Origin of the sequence: Pseudomonas sp. SORGH_AS_0211 (assembly GCF_031453455.1) — a bacterium.
GTDB lineage: Bacteria > Pseudomonadota > Gammaproteobacteria > Pseudomonadales > Pseudomonadaceae > Chryseomonas > Chryseomonas aestiva.
In genome coordinates this window covers 4790459-4807928 of record NZ_JAVIZV010000001.1, presented here as the reverse complement: position 1 = coordinate 4807928, position 17470 = coordinate 4790459, and the positions used below count along the sequence as shown (strand labels likewise).

The following is a 17470-nucleotide window of genomic DNA, read 5'->3' as shown; positions in this document are numbered from 1 at the left end:
GCTCCTCTGAGGAACAGGCCGGGATAGGTCCCGTGCTTAGGAAAGAGGTGTGACCGTGCCTGCTGACAGCCACCCTCGGTATCGGTCTAGGACCGAATCAGTCTACGGGGGGCAACCTGCCCCTCGTCATCAATCTCGCCGATGCCGATGAAACGACCCTGGTCGTCCTGCACCCGCATCAAGCCGAATTTCGGTGCATTGGCCGCCCGGACGGGCTGACCGTGCAACCAGTAGTAGGCGCTGTGCTGAGTCAACTGCACCAGCGGCCAGTGCTCCAGGCCACTGTCGACCGGCAGCAGGAAGCGATCCAGCGCTGCGGAACCGCCTTCGGCGTGCACGGCCTCCAGCTCTTCCAGGCTGATGGCCTGCGCCAGACCGAAGGGACCGGCCTGCGTACGGCGCAACTCGGCCACATGGGCACCGCAGCCGAGCAGGGCGCCGAGGTCTTCGACCAGGGTGCGCACATAGGTACCTTTGCTGCAGGCCACTTCCAGCGTCGCGCGATCTTCCTGCAACGCCAGCAGTTCCAGCCGGGCAATAGTAACAGAACGCGGCTCGCGCTCCACTACTTCGCCCGCACGCGCCAGCTTGTAGAGCGGCTGACCATCGCGCTTCAGCGCCGAATACATCGGCGGAATCTGCTCTATCTGGCCACGGAAGGCCGGTAGCGCCGCCTGGATGGCCGCTTCGTCGACCGCGACCGCCCGTCGCTCCAGCACCTCACCCTCGGCATCGCCGGTGGTGGTGGTGACGCCAAGTTGCGCCACGGTGCTGTAGCCCTTGTCGGCATCCAGCAGGTACTGGGAAAACTTGGTCGCCTCGCCAAAGCACAGCGGCAGTACGCCGGTGGCCAGGGGATCCAGGCTACCGGTGTGCCCGGCCTTCTCGGCATTGAGCAGCCAGCGGACCTTTTGCAGGGCGGCGTTGGAGGAGAAGCCGCGCGGCTTGTCCAGCACCAGCACGCCATGCACCTGCCGGCGAATACGCTTGACCTGGGCCACCCTACTCCTCCCCTTCCTGCCGACGGTCTTCGGCGACCGCCCGCTCGATCAGCGCCGACAGCTGGGCGCCGCGACGGATGCTCTCGTCATACTGGAAACCCAGTTGCGGAACGGTCCGCAGCTTCATCGCCCGACCCAACTGCTGCCGCAGGAAGCCGGAGGCATCCTTGAGGATAGCGATGTTCTGCTTGATCGCCTCTGGGTCATCGTCCTTGCCCAGCACGGTGATGTGCACCTTGGCATGGGACAGATCCCGGGCTACGTCCACGCCGGTGATGGTCACCATACCCAGCCGTGGATCTTTGATTTCGCGATGGATCAACAGCGCCAGTTCGCGCTGTATCTGATCACCGATACGCTGGGTACGGCTGAATTCTTTGGCCATGTCGAAACTCTCGTACAAAAGGCCGCAGACGTCAGGCCTGCCAGCCATGAACCTTGGAAACGCGAACGGCAAGTCCGGACCTGGCAGGGTTCTGCCAGGTCCGCGACCTGCCGTCCTGGTGCAGAGTCGTCGTTACAGCGAACGGGCGACCTGAACCTTCTCGAACACTTCGATCTTGTCGCCGACGCGGACGTCGTTGTAGCTCTTCACGCCGATACCGCATTCCATGCCGGCACGCACTTCGGCCACGTCATCCTTGAAGCGACGCAGGGATTCCAGCTCGCCTTCGAAGATGACCACGTCTTCGCGCAGGACGCGGATCGGACGGTTGCGGTGCACCATGCCCTCGGTGACCATGCAGCCGGCGACGGCGCCGAACTTGGGCGAACGGAAGACGTCACGCACCTCGGCGATACCCAGGATGTTCTCCCGGACGTCACTGCCCAGCATGCCGGTCAGCGCCTTCTTCACATCTTCGATGATGTCGTAGATGACGTTGTAGTAGCGCATGTCGAGGCCTTCCTGCTCGACGATCTTCCGCGCCCCGGCATCGGCCCGGACGTTGAAGCCGAACAGCACGGCATTGGAGGCCAGCGCCAGGTTGGCATCGCTCTCGGTGATACCACCGACGCCACCGCCGACCACACGCACCTGGACTTCGTCGTTGCCCAGACCGGACAGCGAACCCTGCAGCGCCTCGAGGGAGCCACGCACATCGGACTTGAGCACGATGTTGAGGGTCTTCTTCTCGTCCTGGCCCATGTTCTCGAAGATGTTCTCGAGCTTGCCGGCGTGAGCACGGGCCAGCTTGATCTCGCGGAACTTGCCCTGACGGAACAGCGCCACTTCGCGGGCCTTCTTCTCGTCGGTCAGCACGGTGAGTTCGTCACCGGCATCCGGGGTGCCGTCCAGGCCGAGAATCTCGACCGGGATGGACGGGCCGGCTTCCTTGATCGGCTTGCCGTTCTCGTCGAGCATGGCACGGATGCGGCCGAAGTTGACGCCGACCAGCGCCATGTCGCCCTGGCGCAGGGTACCGTTCTGTACCAGCACGGTAGCGACCGGACCACGACCCTTGTCCAGGCGCGATTCGATGACCACACCGCGACCGGGTGCTTCCGGCGTAGCGGTCAGCTCCAGGACTTCGGCCTGCAGCAGGATGGCTTCGAGCAGCTCGTCCACGCCGGTACCGGCCTTGGCCGAGACGTGCACGAACTGGGTATCGCCGCCCCACTCTTCCGGGATGACCTGGCGACCGGCAAGATCGTGCTTGACGCGATCCGGATCGGCATCGGGCTTGTCGATCTTGTTGACCGCCACGACGATGGGGACACCCGCCGCCTTGGCGTGCTGGATGGCTTCCTCGGTCTGCGGCATGACGCCGTCATCGGCCGCGACGACCAGGATGACGATGTCGGTGGCCTTGGCACCCCGGGCACGCATCGCGGTGAACGCGGCGTGACCAGGGGTATCCAGGAAGGTCACCATGCCACGCTCGGTTTCCACGTGGTAGGCACCGATGTGCTGGGTGATGCCACCGGCTTCGCCCGACGCGACCTTGGCGCGACGGATGTAGTCCAGCAGCGAGGTCTTGCCGTGGTCGACGTGACCCATGACGGTCACCACCGGCGCACGGTGCAGGGCCTTGCCACCCTCGAACTTGAGGGACTCGGCCAGCTGGTCTTCCAGGGCGTTCTCGTTGACCAGCTTGACCTTGTGGCCCAGCTCTTCGGCCACCAGCTGCGCCGTCTCGCGGTCGAGCACCTGGTTGATGGTGGCGGGAGACCCCATCTTGAACATGAACTTGATGACTTCGGCGGCCTTCACCGACATCTGCTGAGCAAGCTCAGAGACGGTGATGGTCTCACCTAGATTGACTTCGCGCACTACAGGTCCTGTCGGGCTCTGGAACCCGTGTTGGTTTCGCTTCTTGAGTCGCGATTTGCCACCGCGACCGCCACGCCGGCCAAAGCCCTCTTCCTCGTCGTCGCCACTGCGCACGGTACGAGGAGCTGCGACCTTGTCCTTGATCGACGGGCGATGCTGGGCATTCTTGCGCTCACGACGCTCGTCTTCTTCGCGCTTGCTGCTCGGGGCAGGATGCACGGGACGACGCGGTTCTTCGCGCTTGCGCTCACCAGCCGGATCGGCCTTCTTGACCTCGGCGGCAGGCGCGGCAGCGGGTTGCTGCTCGGCCACCACGGCCGGGGCTTCCGGCGCGGCAGGGGCTGCAGCCTCGGCGGGGACCGCCTGCTGCGCGGCCTGAGCCGCGGCTTCGGCCTGCTGCTGGGCAGCGGCCTCGGCAGCGCGCTGGGCTTCTTCCTCGGCACGTGCCTGGATAGCGGCCTCTTCGGCGGCACGCTGGGCTTCCTGCTCGCGGCGCTGTTCGGCCTCGAGTTCAGCGGTGCTGCGCTTGACGAAGGTCTTCTTCTTGCGCACTTCGACGCTGACTGTCTTGCTGCCGGCCACTTTCAGCGTGGTCTGGGTCTTGCGCTGCAGGGTGATCTTGCTTGGCTCGTCGAGCTGCGCCGTCCCCTTCAGGTGCGTCAGCAGGGCCTGCTTTTCCGCATCGCTCACCAACTGCTCAGCACTGCTGTGCGTCAGACCTGCCTCGCGCATCTGCTGTAGCAGACGTTCCACCGGCGTATTGACCGTTTGGGCCAGTTCTTTCACCGTGACTTGCGTCATGCACTTCTCTCCTCAGACTGCGCCGCTTACTCGAACCAATGGGCACGGGCAGCCATGATCAGCTTGCCGGCACGCTCTTCGGTCATGCCGTTGATGTCGAGCAGGTCGTCGATCGACTGCTCGGCGAGCTCTTCGCGATTGACCACACCACGCTGGGCCAGCGCGCTGGCGAGCTGGGGATCCATGCCGTCGAGGGTCAGCAGATCTTCGCTGGGGCTCTTCTGTTCTTCGGTCGCGATGGCCCGGGTAAGCAGGCGATCCTTGGCCCGGGTACGCAGCTCGTTGACGATGTCTTCGTCGAAGCCATCAATGTTGAGCATCTCTTCCATGGGCACATAGGCCACTTCCTCGAGGGAGGTGAAGCCTTCTTCCACCAGCACCTGAGCCAGCTCCTCGTCGACATCCAGCTCGTCGATGAAGCGCTGGATGATGTCGCCGGTCTCCGCCTGCTGCTTGGCGTTGATGTCCGCCTCGGTCATCACGTTAAGCGTCCAGCCGGTCAGCTGACTGGCCAGGCGCACGTTCTGACCGCCACGACCGATGGCCTGGGCCAGGTTGTCCTCGGCGACGGCGATATCCATGGTACGGCTGTCTTCGTCGACGATGATCGAAGCGACTTCGGCCGGGGCCATGGCGTTGATGACGAACTGCGCAGGGTTGTCGTCCCAGAGGACGATGTCGACCCGCTCGCCACCCAGTTCACCGGACACCGCCTGGACGCGCGAACCGCGCATGCCGATGCAGGCACCCTGGGGATCGATGCGCTTGTCCTTGGAACGGACGGCGATCTTGGCCCGCGAGCCCGGATCCCGGGCAGCCGCCATGACATCGATCAGTTGTTCGGAAATTTCCGGTACTTCGATGCGGAACAGCTCGATCAGCATCTGCGGATCGGTACGCGACAGCATCAGCTGCGGACCGCGGTTTTCCGTACGGATTTCCTTGAGCAGGGCACGCAGACGCACGCCCATGCGGAAGGTCTCGCGGGGAATGATGTGCTCGCGCGGCAGCAGCGCCTCGGCATTGTTGCCCAGGTCGACAATCACGCTGTCACGGGTGACCTTCTTGACGGTACCCGAGATGATCTCGCCGACCTTCTCGCGATAGGCGTCCACCACCTGAGCCCGCTCGGCCTCGCGCACCTTCTGCACGATCACCTGCTTGGCGGTCTGGGCGGCGATCCGACCGAACTCGATGGACTCGATCTTCTCTTCGATCACTTCACCGGCCTTGACGCCGGGATGCTCTTCCTGGGCGTCTTCCACCGTCAGATGCGAATCGGGCAACTGATAGTCTTGGTCTTCCACCACGGTCCAGCGGCGGAAGGTTTCGTAGCTGCCGTTGTGTCTGTTGATCGACACCCGCAGATCCACATCTTCTTCGTAGCGTTTCTTGGTAGCCGTGGCGAGAGCCAACTCCAGTGCCTCGAAGATGACGCCGGGTGGAACACCCTTCTCGTTCGAAACAGATTCCACTACCAGCAGAACTTCTTTGCTCATCTTACGCCTCGTATTCGCAATCCTTGGGATCCGCGGTCTCGCGCTCAAATCACTCGAAACGGGGAACGACGTTGGCCTTGTCGATCATCTCGATGGGCAGCAGATACTCATGCTCGTCCACCTGCACCACGACGTCCTGGTCTTCCACACCGCGCAGCAAACCCTGGAAATTACGCCGCCCTTCGAAGGGCGACCGAAGTTTGACCTTGACCTGTTCACCGGCATGGGCAGCGAATTGCTCCAGGGTGAACAGCGGTCTATCCATACCGGGGGAAGACACCTCAAGGGTGTATTCATTGGTGATCGGATCTTCCACATCGAGTACGCCACTTACCTGGCGACTGACAGCCTCGCAATCTTCGACGAGAATGCCGTTGGGATGATCGATGTAGACACGCAGTAGCGAATGCCGCCCTTGGGAGATGTACTCGACACCCCAGCAGACATAGCCAAGCGCCTCGACGACGGGGGCCAGCAAGGCCTGCAACTGTTCTAGCTTGCTCGACACCTGGTTGCCTCGCGTTTTTTGAGAATAAAAAATGGGCATTACGCCCATCCCTAAGAGGTCTGCGCAAGAAAGCGCGACCCGAACTGTCCAGCCAACAAAAAGCCCCTAAAAAGGGGCTTTAAATAACTGGTTGCGGGGGCTGGATTTGAACCAACGACCTTCGGGTTATGAGCCCGACGAGCTACCAGACTGCTCCACCCCGCGTCAAAGCTGGAGCGAGATTATATTCAACTCCACTACAGGAGTCAACCTACTCTCTCGCCGCGTCCTGCTGGACGTCTTTGCTATTTGGTGCCGAAGATGGGACTCGAACCCATACAGCCTATGGCCACTACCCCCTCAAGATAGCGTGTCTACCAATTCCACCACTTCGGCATGAAACCTTTAAACCTACTTGGAATCCTGGGGTACGTCCCCAGAAGTACCACCCTGGGCAGCGCGCGGCTGGCTCAGAGGAACATCGTTACCATCCTGCTTCGGCTGAGGAGCCTGCTGGACTGGCTGAGTGGGCAAGCCCACCTCACGCAGACCCAGCGCACGGTCTTTGGCGTAATACCCCAGACCCAGGCTAGTCGCGAAAAAAACCGCGGCTAGTATAGCAGTAAAACGACTCAGAAAGGTAGCGGAACCTTGACTACCAAACACGGTACCCGAGGCGCCCGCACCAAAGGATGCACCGGCTTCGGCACCCTTGCCCTGCTGCATCAATACCAGCACGATCAGGCCAAGCGCCATCAGCAAGTGGATCACAACTACTGCAGTTTCCAACATTATCCACGTCCTGCAGCGCGGCAAATCGCACTGAACTCTTCAGCATTCAGGGAGGCTCCACCCACCAGCCCCCCATCAATATCCGGCATGCCGAACAACTCGGCAGCACTGGCGGCCTTGACACTACCGCCATACAACAGCTGAAGGCCTTCAGCGACCCCAGCATCGGCTTCGCGCACCAGGGCGCGAATCGCCGCATGAACCTCTTGCGCCTGCTCCGGCGTTGCCGTGAGCCCCGTACCTATCGCCCAGACCGGCTCGTAGGCCACGACGGCATTGGCAAAAGCTGCCACTCCAACCGCCTCGATGACCGCCTTCAGCTGGCCACCTACCACGTCCAAAGTGCGCTCAGCCTCCCGCTCTTCACGGGTTTCGCCGACGCAGAGCACGGGAATCATCCCGCCCTCCTGAATGGCCGCGAATTTCTTCGCCACCACCGCATCATCCTCGCCCAGCAGCGCACGCCGCTCGGAGTGCCCCACCAGTACGTAACGGCAACCGAATTCTGCCAGCTGGGTCGAGGACACCTCGCCAGTCAGAGCCTTCTCGCCTGCGACGGAGGCGCAAGTCTGAGCCCCTACCATCAGCGACGTTGCCGCCAACGCTTCAGCCACCCCCGGCAGATGCACCAATGTCGGGATCACCACGACATCGACATCCGCTGCGCCATCCAACCCTTTCAAGCCTGCGACCAGCGCCGACACGCTTTGCAGCGAGCCATGCATTTTCCAGTTACCGGCAACCAGGGAACGACGCATGCGTTTTACCTCAGGGAGCGAAGTGGGCGCAGATGTTACTCAATCGAAAACAGGCATGCAAGCAAATCAAGCACATACCTCGCTTATCAGCTCAGCGAGGGCCTCGGCATGGGCGCGCACCTCGCGCTCGTTCTCGCCTTCGACCATGACGCGCAGCAGCGGCTCGGTACCGGATTTGCGCAGCAGCACCCGTCCCTTGCCGGCCATCTTCTCGGTGACCTCGGCACTGGCCTGCTTGACCCGCGGGTTCTCCAAGGGATCCTGGCCACCACCGAACCTCACGTTTATCAGCACCTGCGGGCACTTGCGCAGCGCCATGCGCGCCTGGGCCAGGGTCTGGCCGGCATTGCGCAGGGCGATGAGTACCTGCAGCGCGGCGATGGTGGCGTCGCCGGTGGTGGTGTACTGGCAGCAGACCACATGCCCTGAATTCTCGCCGCCCAGCACCCAGTTGCGCTCCAGCAGCTCGGCCATCACATAGCGATCGCCTACCTTGGCGCGCACGAAGGGAATATCCAGTTCGGCCAGCCCCAGTTCGAGACCGAGATTGCTCATCAGGGTACCGACCACCCCACCCTCGAGGCGACCACGACGCTTGAGATCGCGGGCGATCAGATAGAGCAGCTCATCGCCATCCACTGCCGCTCCGGTGTGATCCACCATCAGCACCCGATCACCGTCGCCATCGAAGGCGATGCCGATGTCGGCGTGCTGGTCGAGCACCGCCTGCTGCAGCCCCTCCAAATGGGTGGAACCGCAATCCTTGTTGATATTGAGGCCGTCCGGCTGCACCCCGAGCACGCTGACGTCCGCTCCAAGTTCACGGAAGACGCTGGGTGCGATCTTGTAGGTGGCGCCATTGGCGCAGTCCAGCACGATCTTCATACCGGCGAAACTGGTCCCGGTCGGCACGCTGCTCTTGCAGAACTCGATGTAACGACCCGCGGCATCGTTGATGCGCGAGACCTTGCCGATACGCGCCGAATCGACCACGGTCATGGGCGTGTCGAGCAGCTCCTCGATCATGGTTTCCAGCTCATCGGGCAGCTTGGTGCCGGCGCCGGAAAAGAACTTGATGCCATTGTCGTAGTAGGGATTGTGCGAAGCACTGATGACGATGCCGGCGCTGGCCTGGAAGGTCCGCGTCAGATAGGCGATACCCGGCGTCGGCATGGGACCCAGCAGCATGACGTCGGCACCGGCAGCGGAAAGTCCGGCTTCCAGTGCCGACTCGAACATGTAGCCGGAGTTGCGCGTGTCCTTGCCCACCAGCACCCGGCAACCGCCGCGACTGCGAAAGGCGATACCCGCCGCCCAGCCCAGCTTGAGCATGAACTCGGGGGTGATGGGATACGTCCCGACCTTGCCGCGAATACCATCGGTTCCAAAATACTTTCTTGCCATCAGTTCTGTTCCTGCCTGAAGCCTTCGACCGCGGTGATCATCTTCACCGCGTCCACCGTTTCCGCCACATCATGGACCCTGAGGATCTGCGCGCCCTTGGCCAGCGCCAGCGCCGCCAGGGCCAGGCCGCCTGCCAGGCGCCCCTCTACAGGTCGCCCGGTGACAGCGCCGATCATGCTCTTGCGAGAAACGCCCACCAGCAAGGGTAGCCCAAAGGCGAGCAACTCGGTTTGTCGTCTGAACAGCTCGAGGTTGTGTTCCAGGGTCTTGGCAAAGCCGTAGCCCGGATCCAGCACCAACCGTCCGCGGGAGATGCCGGCCGCTTCGCAACGGGCAATCTGCTCTGCGAGAAAGGCGCCGACCTCGCCGGCAACGTCAGCATAGACGGGCGCCTGCTGCATGGTGCCGGGCTCGCCCCGCATGTGCATCAGGCAGACCGCCAGATCGGTCGCGGCGGCAGCTTCGAGGGCGCCAGGCCGGCGCAGCGAACGGACGTCATTGATCAGACCGGCCCCTGCCTGAGCGCCCTCCCGCATGACTACCGGTGAGGAGGTATCCATGGAAATGACGACATCCAGCTCTCGGGCGATCGCCTCGACCACCGGCACGACACGCTCGAGTTCCTCCAGTTCGGACACCGGGGGCGCCCCTGGTCGCGTGGACTCTCCACCCACATCGATGATGGCAGCACCGGCCGCCATCATCGCCTCGGCATGGCGCAACGCGCTGTCAACAGCCGTATAGCGACCGCCGTCGGAGAAGGAATCGGGCGTCACGTTGAGGATGCCCATGACTTTGGGCGCGTCAAAAACAAGAACCCGATTGCCGCAAGGCAATCGGGTCGAAGGAAACGGATTGAACATGGGTGTTTCAGTGTTCTCCGGCCGGACCACCGATGGGCGCTTCAGGACGATCGCTACCGCTTTGCGGTGCCGGCGAATCACCGGTAGGACCGCCCCGGTCATGCCAGTCGCGCGGTTCACGCGGCACCTTGCCCGCCATGATGTCGTCGATCTGGTCCGAATCGATGGTCTCGTACTTCATCAGGGCATCGGACATGAGTTCGAGCTTGTCGCGATTCTCGTCCAGCAGCCGCTTGGCAGTGTTATAGCAGTCGTCGATGATCCGGCGAATCTCCAGATCGATCAGCTTGGCGGTCTCGCCCGACATGTTGCCGGCGCCACCACCACCCGAGCGACCCAGGTAGCCTTCGTTCTCTTCCTCGCCATACAGCAGCGGACCGAGCTTCTCGGACAGGCCCCACTTGGTCACCATGTTTCGCGCCAGGGAGGTCGCTCGCATGATGTCGTTGGAGGCACCCGTGGTGACGCCTTCGAAGCCCAGGGTCATCTCTTCGGCGATACGGCCGCCGAACAGCGAACAGATCTGGCTTTCCAGGGCCCGCTTGGACAGGCTGTAGCGATCTTCCTCGGGCAGGAACATGGTCACGCCCAAAGCGCGACCACGGGGAATGATGGAAACCTTGTAGACCGGATCGTGCTCGGGCACCAGGCGGCCAACGATGGCATGACCCGCCTCGTGGTAAGCCGTGTTGCGCTTCTCCTTCTCGGACATGACCATGGTCTTGCGCTCGGCGCCCATCATGATCTTGTCCTTGGCCAGCTCGAACTCGCGCATGTCGACGGTACGCTTGTTGGAGCGAGCGGCGAACAGGGAGGCCTCGTTGACCAGGTTGGCGAGGTCGGCACCGGAGAAACCCGGGGTACCACGGGCGATGACGCCCGCATCAACGCGCTCGCCGATCGGCACCTTGCGCATGTGCACCTTGAGGATCTGCTCACGACCTCGGATATCCGGCAGACCGACCACGACCTGGCGATCAAAACGACCGGGGCGCAGCAGCGCGGGGTCCAGCACGTCAGGACGGTTGGTAGCGGCGATCACGATGATGCCATCGTTCATTTCGAAGCCGTCCATCTCGACCAGCAACTGGTTCAGGGTCTGTTCGCGCTCGTCGTGACCACCCCCCATGCCGTTTCCACGATGGCGACCGACCGCATCGATCTCGTCGATGAAGATGATGCAGGGCGCGTGCTTCTTGGCCTGGTCGAACATGTCACGGACACGGCTGGCGCCGACGCCGACGAACATCTCGACGAAGTCCGAACCGGAAATGGTGAAGAACGGCACCTTGGCCTCACCCGCCACGGCCTTGGCCAGCAGCGTCTTGCCGGTACCGGGCGAGCCGACCATCAGCACGCCACGGGGAATGCGTCCGCCGAGGCGCTGGAACTTGCCCGGATCACGCAGGAATTCGACCAGTTCAGTGACCTCTTCCTTGGCCTCGTCGCAACCGGCGACGTCGGCGAAGGTGGTCTTGACCTGATCTTCCGACAACAGCCGTGCCTTGCTCTTGCCAAAGCTCATGGGGCCGCCACGACCGCCGGCGCCTCCCTGCATCTGGCGCATGAAGAACATGAAGACCGCGATGATCACCAGGATCGGGAAGCTGGCCACCAGCAGTTGAGTCCAGATGCTCTGCTGCTCGGGCTGCTTGCCGGTGATGGTGACACTGTTGTTGACCAGATCGCCGATCAGGCCATTGTCCTGGATCGCCGGACGTATGGTCTTGAAGGGGTCGCCGTCACGATGCTTGCCGGTAATGACATAGCCATCCACGGTCACGCTCTCGATCTGCCCGTCCTTCACCTGCTGGATGAAGTCGGAGTAGTTGAGCGTCTGGGGTTCGTTGGGGCTGGAGAAATTGTTCATCACGGTGACGAGCACCGCGGCGATGATCAGCCACAGGATCAGATTCTTTGCCATGTCGTTCAATTGACTACCCTCTGCGCCGGTTTCGTGGGTAAACCGTTCGAAGCGAAACCGGCAGTGACCGGTAAGTTACTACACAAAGCCTGGCCCACGGCAGACATCGTCTGTAACGCTATATGAGTCTTCTGCCTTTGACTCTAGGGCAAGGCAGACGTTGCGGCCATCAATTCTCTCAATTGCCCCAAAAACCGCGACCCAATAGCTATTGCTGGCGCGATCTGGTCCTGCGACACGGAGAGTCCTGGATCAGCCCGCCGTACTCCGCTCGCTCATATGGGGGCCAGGAGGAAAATAACAAGGCCTCCCGGCGGGCACCTGGTATCCGGCCCTACGAACCGCCCAGACAGGTCACCCTGGTGGCTTGCTTGCAGCCGCAAGCCCATCCGCCACGGTCATGCCTCACCATGACCTGACGCCTGCACTCGTGGCGGTGCCCCTTGAGCCGGCGATGCCGGTTCTGTCGGGGGTCGCCGTCACATCGTCGCGTATCGCTGGGCGGCACCGGGCAGCTGGGATAAACTGTTCGGCTTTTATTCGGGGTGAATTATGGCGCTCAACAACGAGCTCAAAAAGCGGTTCAAGGCGATCGGTCATCAACTCAAGCCGGTGGTCACCATCAGCGAGAACGGCCTGAGCGAAGGCGTGCTGGGTGAACTCGACCGCGCGCTGAACGATCACGAACTGATCAAGATCAAGCTGGCCGTCACCGAGCGCGATGACCGCCGGGCCCTGATCGACGAGCTGTGCGCGTCGAGCAAGGCGGAGCTGGTGCAAGTCATCGGCAAGATGGCGCTGATCTATCGCAAGGCCCGCGAGCAGAATCGCAACCTGTCCAACGTGGTGCGCTACACCGCCTGATTGCCCGGCGCGCGCCCGGGAACGGGCTGCAGCACCAGGATCAGTCCGCAGAGCAGCAGGACCAGGTAGCCGGCCAGGGCGGTCGGCCCGGTCCAGAAGCGCGCAAGTTCGTTCTGCAACAGCACCGCCAGTGCACTGGCCAGCAGCAGCTGGCCGCGCAGGTCACGCCACAAGGCGCCCACCCCTGCCCACCACACCAGCACGACGATCTGGGTAAAGACCCCACCGCCTGCGGCACTGAGCATCATGCGCAGCAATTCCTCGCGTCCGGACTGGATCAGCAGCGGCGCCCAGCCCGCCTGGGCCAGCGCCACGGGGATGCACAGGTGCAGGGCGACCAGCGGGCCGACCCAGAACACCTGGGCCAGCTGCCAGGCGGCGGCGAGCAGCCTGGCGAGCCAACCGCCGGGGCGATGGTCAGACGTGACGGACGGCGACAATTTCGTATTCGACATTGCCACCCGGGGTCTTCACCAGCACCACGTCCCCTTCTTCCTTGCCGATCAGCGCACGCGCGATGGGCGAACCCACCGACAGCTTGCTCTGCTTGATATCCGCTTCGTCGTCACCGACGATCTGGTAGGTCACCGTCTCGTCGGTCTCGGTGTTGGCGATCTCCACGGTCGTGCCGAAGATCACCTTGCCGGTGTGCGGCAAGGCGGCCACATCGATCACCTGAGCGTTCTGCAGGCGCCCTTCGATATCGCGGATACGCGCCTCGACCATGCCCTGCTGCTCGCGGGCAGCGTGGTATTCGGCGTTCTCCTTGAGGTCACCCAGTTCACGCGCTTCGGCGATGGCCTGGGTGATCTGCGGACGCAGCTCAGTCTTGAGATGCTTGAGTTCGTCTTCTAGGGCGCGAGCGCCCTGGACGGTCATCGGGTACTTGGTCATGCCTTCACTCCTGCATGCAGATCTTGCAGACGGCGCACGGTCTTCTCGGCGCCGAATTTCAAAGCTTCGCAAATGGCCTGGCCGCCGGCAATGGTGGTGGTGCAGCAGAGCTTGTGCTGCAGCGCGTTGCGGCGGATCGAATAGGAATCGGCGATGGACTGCCGGCCTTCGGTGGTGTTGATGATCAGGGTGACCTCGTCGTTCTTGATCATGTCGACCACATGGGGACGGCCTTCGGTCACCTTGTTCACGCGACGCACCGGCAGACCGGCGGCCTCGATCACCCGCGCGGTACCGGCGGTGGCCACGACCTCGAAGCCCAGGCCGACCAGATCGCGGGCGACCTGCACGGCTTCGGGCTTGTCATCGTCACGCACGCTGATGAAGGCGCAACCGGAATTCGGCAGGATCTCGTTGGCACCCAGCTGGGCCTTGGCGAAGGCTTCGCCAAAGCTGTCGCCGACCCCCATGACCTCGCCGGTGGACTTCATCTCCGGGCCGAGGATGGGGTCGACGCCGGGGAACTTGTTGAAGGGGAACACCGCTTCCTTGACGCTGAAGAACGGCGGGATGATCTCCTGGGTGAAGCCCACCTCGGCCAGGGTCTTGCCGGCCATGACCCGGGCGGCCACCTTGGCCAGGGACTCGCCGATGCACTTGGAGACGAAGGGCACGGTACGGGAAGCGCGCGGATTGACCTCGATGACGTAGATGTCCTCGCCCTGCACGGCCATCTGCACGTTCATCAGACCGATCACGCCGAGCTCCAGGGCCATCTTCTTGACCTGCTCGCGGATCTCGTCCTGGATGTGCTTGGGCAGCGAATAGGGCGGCAGCGAACAGGCGGAGTCACCGGAGTGCACGCCGGCCTGTTCGATGTGCTGCATGATGGCGCCGATCACCACGGTCTTGCCGTCGCACACCGCATCCACGTCCACCTCGATGGCGCAGTTGAGGAAGTGGTCGAGCAGCACGGGGCTGTCGTTGGACACCTTCACCGCTTCGCGCATGTAGCGCTTGAGCTCTTCTTCCTGGTAGACGATTTCCATCGCCCGGCCGCCCAGCACGTAGGAGGGGCGCACCACCATCGGATAGCCGATGTTCTTGGACAGGGCCAGGGCCTCGTCTTCGCTGCGCGCGGTGGCGTTGGCCGGCTGACGCAGGTTCAGACGCTGCACCATCTGCTGGAAGCGCTCGCGGTCTTCGGCACGGTCGATGGCGTCTGGGCTGGTGCCGATGATGGGCACGCCGGCCTCTTCCAGGGCCCGGCAGAGCTTGAGCGGAGTCTGGCCGCCGTACTGGACGATGACGCCCTTGGGCTGCTCGACGCGGACGATCTCCAGCACGTCCTCCAGGGTCACCGGCTCGAAGAACAGGCGGTCGGAGGTGTCGTAGTCGGTGGAGACGGTTTCCGGGTTGCAGTTGACCATGATGGTCTCGTAGCCGTCTTCACGCATGGCCAGGGCCGCGTGCACGCAGCAGTAGTCGAACTCGATGCCCTGACCGATGCGGTTGGGACCACCGCCGAGGATCATGATCTTGTCGCGACCGCTGGGCTTGGCCTCGCACTCTTCCTCGTAGGTGGAATAGAGGTAGGCGGTGTCGGTGGCGAATTCGGCGGCGCAGGTGTCCACCCGCTTGTACACCGGCAGCACCTTGAGCTTGTGGCGATGGGCACGCAGGTTCTTCTCGGTGACGCCGAGCAGCTTGGCCAGGCGCGCATCGGAGAAGCCCTTGCGCTTGAGCTTGCGCATCAGGTCGTAGTCGAGGTCGGCCAGGCCCAGGGTCTTGATGCGCTCCTCGTCCTTGATCAGGTCTTCGATCTGCACCAGGAACCAGGGATCGATGCGCGTCAGCTCGAAGACCTTGTCCAGGCTGTAGCCCTGGCGGAAAGCATCGCCGATGTACCAGATGCGATCGGCACCGGGCACGGTCAGCTCGCGCTTGAGGGTGCTGTCGGCCTCGGGATCGGTCGGGTCCAGCTTGGGATCGAAGCCGACCACGCCCACTTCCAGACCACGCAGGGCTTTCTGCAGGGATTCCTGGAAGGTACGGCCGATGGACATGACCTCGCCCACGGACTTCATCTGGGTGGTCAGACGGGCGTCGGCCTTGGGGAATTTCTCGAAGGCGAAGCGCGGGATCTTGGTGACCACGTAGTCGATGGCCGGTTCGAAGGACGCCGGGGTACGACCGCCGGTAATGTCGTTCTGCAGCTCGTCCAGGGTGTAGCCGACCGCCAGCTTGGCGGCGATCTTGGCGATGGGGAAGCCGGTGGCCTTGGAGGCCAGCGCCGAGGAACGCGACACCCGCGGATTCATCTCGATCACCACCATGCGCCCGGTGTCCGGGCAGATGCCGAACTGGACGTTGGAGCCGCCGGTCTCAACACCGATCTCGCGCAGCACCGCCAGGGAGGCGTTGCGCAGGATCTGGTATTCCTTGTCGGTCAGCGTCTGGGCCGGCGCCACGGTGATGGAGTCGCCGGTGTGCACGCCCATGGGATCGAAGTTCTCGATGGAGCAGACGATGATGCAGTTGTCCTTCTTGTCACGGACCACCTCCATCTCGTATTCCTTCCAGCCGATCAGGGATTCGTCGATCAGCAGTTCGTTGGTCGGCGACAGGTCCAGACCGCGGTTGCAGATCTCTTCGAATTCCTCCCGGTTGTAGGCGATGCCGCCACCGGTGCCGCCCATGGTGAAGGACGGGCGAATGATGCAGGGGAAGCCGACCTTCTCCAGCACGCCATAGGCTTCTTCCATGCTGTGGGCGATGCCCGAGACCGGGCAGGCCAGACCGATGTCCTTCATGGCCTTGTCGAAGCGCGAGCGATCCTCGGCCTTGTCGATGGTGTCGGCGTTGGCGCCGATCATCTCGACGCCAAACTTCGCCAGTACGCCATGCCGCTCCAGATCCAGGGCGCAGTTCAGCGCGGTCTGGCCACCCATGGTCGGCAGCAGGGCGTCGGGGCGCTCCTTCTCGATGATCTTGGCCACGGTGGCCCACTTGATCGGCTCGATGTAGGTGGCGTCGGCCATCGACGGGTCGGTCATGATGGTGGCCGGGTTGGAATTCACCAGGATGACGCGGAAGCCTTCCTCGCGCAGGGCCTTGCAGGCCTGGGCGCCGGAATAGTCGAATTCGCAGGCCTGGCCGATGACGATGGGGCCGGCCCCGAGGATCAGGATGCTCTTGATGTCTGTACGCTTAGGCATGGGCTTCTCGAATGCAGGTAATCAGGTCAGGGTCGCGGTGGCCAACTTCACACCGAACCCCACGAACAGGGCGCCGACGCCACCGGTGGCGCCCGCGCTGAGGCGACGCCGCTGACGGAACCAGGCCGCCAGGCGAACGCCGCAGAAAATCAGGAACGACAGGTAGCAGAAGCTGATGGCTTCCAGGACCGCGCCCAGCACCAGGAAGGACAGCGCCGGATGGGCATAACCGGGGTCCACGAACTGGATGAAGAAGGAGACGAAGAACAGGATCGCCTTCGGGTTCGACAGACTCAGCAGCAGGGCCTTGCGGAACGGCTGGTGGACGTCTTCGCGCAGGGTCGTCTCGACCTGGCCCTGGGCCGGGCTGCGCCAGGACTTGAGTCCGCCGCGCAACATGCCCCAGCCGAGGTAGAACAGGTAGGCCGCACCCAGATACTTGAGGATCTGGAAGAACAGTGGCTCGGCCTTGAGCAGCGAGGCGACGCCCAGGGCGGAGAGCAGCATCAGCACGGCGTCCCCGAGGAACACCGCGGAAGCCGCCTGGTAACCACTGCGGATACCGCGCTGGGCACTAGTGGCGAGCACGAAGAAGGAGTTGGGGCCGGGCAACAGGATGACGAACAGGGTCCCGACCACGTAGGTCCAGAAGTCGATGACACCCAGATTCGCCAGCATGAGCCTTACCCTCCC

At 63.1% G+C, this 17470-nt stretch carries 15 protein-coding genes and 2 tRNA genes; 1 reads left to right on the top strand and 16 read right to left on the bottom strand.

Annotated elements, in window-relative coordinates; all coding sequences use genetic code 11:
- Window positions 1–86: 86 nt before the first annotated feature.
- The 12 genes from truB to ftsH all read right to left on the bottom strand — a co-directional run bounded on the left by truB (window position 87) and on the right by ftsH (window position 11801).
- On the bottom strand, window positions 87–1001 hold the full coding sequence (truB, locus tag QE393_RS22240; RefSeq protein ID WP_158893775.1) for a tRNA pseudouridine(55) synthase TruB: 915 nt from the start codon (window positions 999–1001) through the stop codon (window positions 87–89).
- Window position 1002: 1 nt separating this feature from the next.
- Complete coding sequence (gene rbfA, locus QE393_RS22235; RefSeq protein ID WP_273806693.1) at window positions 1003–1386, bottom strand: 30S ribosome-binding factor RbfA; 384 nt, start codon at window positions 1384–1386, stop codon at window positions 1003–1005.
- Window positions 1387–1518: 132 nt separating this feature from the next.
- Window positions 1519–4074, bottom strand: a complete 2556-nt coding sequence (infB, locus tag QE393_RS22230) for a translation initiation factor IF-2 (protein WP_273806694.1) — start codon at window positions 4072–4074, stop codon at window positions 1519–1521.
- Between the two features lie 26 nt (window positions 4075–4100).
- Complete coding sequence (nusA, locus tag QE393_RS22225) at window positions 4101–5573, bottom strand: transcription termination factor NusA (protein ID WP_017640621.1); 1473 nt, start codon at window positions 5571–5573, stop codon at window positions 4101–4103.
- Window positions 5574–5622: 49 nt separating this feature from the next.
- Window positions 5623–6081 (bottom strand): ribosome maturation factor RimP, encoded by a 459-nt coding sequence (rimP, locus tag QE393_RS22220; protein WP_007162650.1) that lies wholly within the window; start codon window positions 6079–6081, stop codon window positions 5623–5625.
- A 127-nt stretch (window positions 6082–6208) separates the two neighbouring features.
- Window positions 6209–6285, bottom strand: a tRNA-Met gene (locus QE393_RS22215).
- 85 nt (window positions 6286–6370) lie between these two features.
- Window positions 6371–6456: transfer RNA gene (locus tag QE393_RS22210), tRNA-Leu, on the bottom strand.
- A gap of 15 nt (window positions 6457–6471) precedes the next feature.
- Window positions 6472–6852 (bottom strand): preprotein translocase subunit SecG, encoded by a 381-nt coding sequence (secG, locus tag QE393_RS22205; protein ID WP_273806695.1) that lies wholly within the window; start codon window positions 6850–6852, stop codon window positions 6472–6474.
- On the bottom strand, window positions 6852–7610 hold the full coding sequence (gene tpiA, locus QE393_RS22200; protein WP_273806696.1) for a triose-phosphate isomerase: 759 nt from the start codon (window positions 7608–7610) through the stop codon (window positions 6852–6854). Before tpiA ends, secG begins: the two co-directional genes overlap by 1 nt.
- A 66-nt stretch (window positions 7611–7676) precedes the next feature.
- On the bottom strand, window positions 7677–9014 hold the full coding sequence (glmM, locus tag QE393_RS22195; RefSeq protein WP_158893783.1) for a phosphoglucosamine mutase: 1338 nt from the start codon (window positions 9012–9014) through the stop codon (window positions 7677–7679).
- Window positions 9014–9877, bottom strand: a complete 864-nt coding sequence (gene folP, locus QE393_RS22190; protein ID WP_273806697.1) for a dihydropteroate synthase — start codon at window positions 9875–9877, stop codon at window positions 9014–9016. Before folP ends, glmM begins: the two co-directional genes overlap by 1 nt.
- A 7-nt stretch (window positions 9878–9884) precedes the next feature.
- Entirely contained in the window at window positions 9885–11801 is a 1917-nt protein-coding gene (gene ftsH / locus QE393_RS22185; RefSeq protein WP_273806698.1) for an ATP-dependent zinc metalloprotease FtsH, read from the bottom strand.
- Between the two features lie 552 nt (window positions 11802–12353).
- Between ftsH and QE393_RS22180 the strand changes: the two genes are divergently transcribed.
- Window positions 12354–12665, top strand: coding sequence for a YhbY family RNA-binding protein (locus tag QE393_RS22180; RefSeq protein ID WP_133863039.1), 312 nt, complete (start codon window positions 12354–12356; stop codon window positions 12663–12665).
- Here QE393_RS22180 and QE393_RS22175 read toward each other — a convergent pair.
- From QE393_RS22175 to leuE, 4 genes are read right to left on the bottom strand one after another with little or no spacing between them, the layout of a single operon-like run.
- Complete coding sequence (locus tag QE393_RS22175) at window positions 12653–13105, bottom strand: hypothetical protein (RefSeq protein WP_273806699.1); 453 nt, start codon at window positions 13103–13105, stop codon at window positions 12653–12655. The two genes, QE393_RS22180 and QE393_RS22175, sit on opposite strands and share 13 nt — an antisense overlap.
- Window positions 13083–13559: a transcription elongation factor GreA gene (greA, locus tag QE393_RS22170; RefSeq protein ID WP_183634022.1), complete on the bottom strand. Its 477-nt coding sequence runs from the start codon at window positions 13557–13559 to the stop codon at window positions 13083–13085. Before greA ends, QE393_RS22175 begins: the two co-directional genes overlap by 23 nt.
- Window positions 13556–16777 (bottom strand): carbamoyl-phosphate synthase large subunit, encoded by a 3222-nt coding sequence (carB, locus tag QE393_RS22165; protein WP_133863036.1) that lies wholly within the window; start codon window positions 16775–16777, stop codon window positions 13556–13558. Before carB ends, greA begins: the two co-directional genes overlap by 4 nt.
- A 21-nt stretch (window positions 16778–16798) precedes the next feature.
- A complete protein-coding gene (gene leuE, locus QE393_RS22160; protein WP_405046268.1) occupies window positions 16799–17455 on the bottom strand; it encodes a leucine efflux protein LeuE in 657 nt (218 codons plus the stop codon).
- Window positions 17456–17470: the final 15 nt, after the last annotated feature.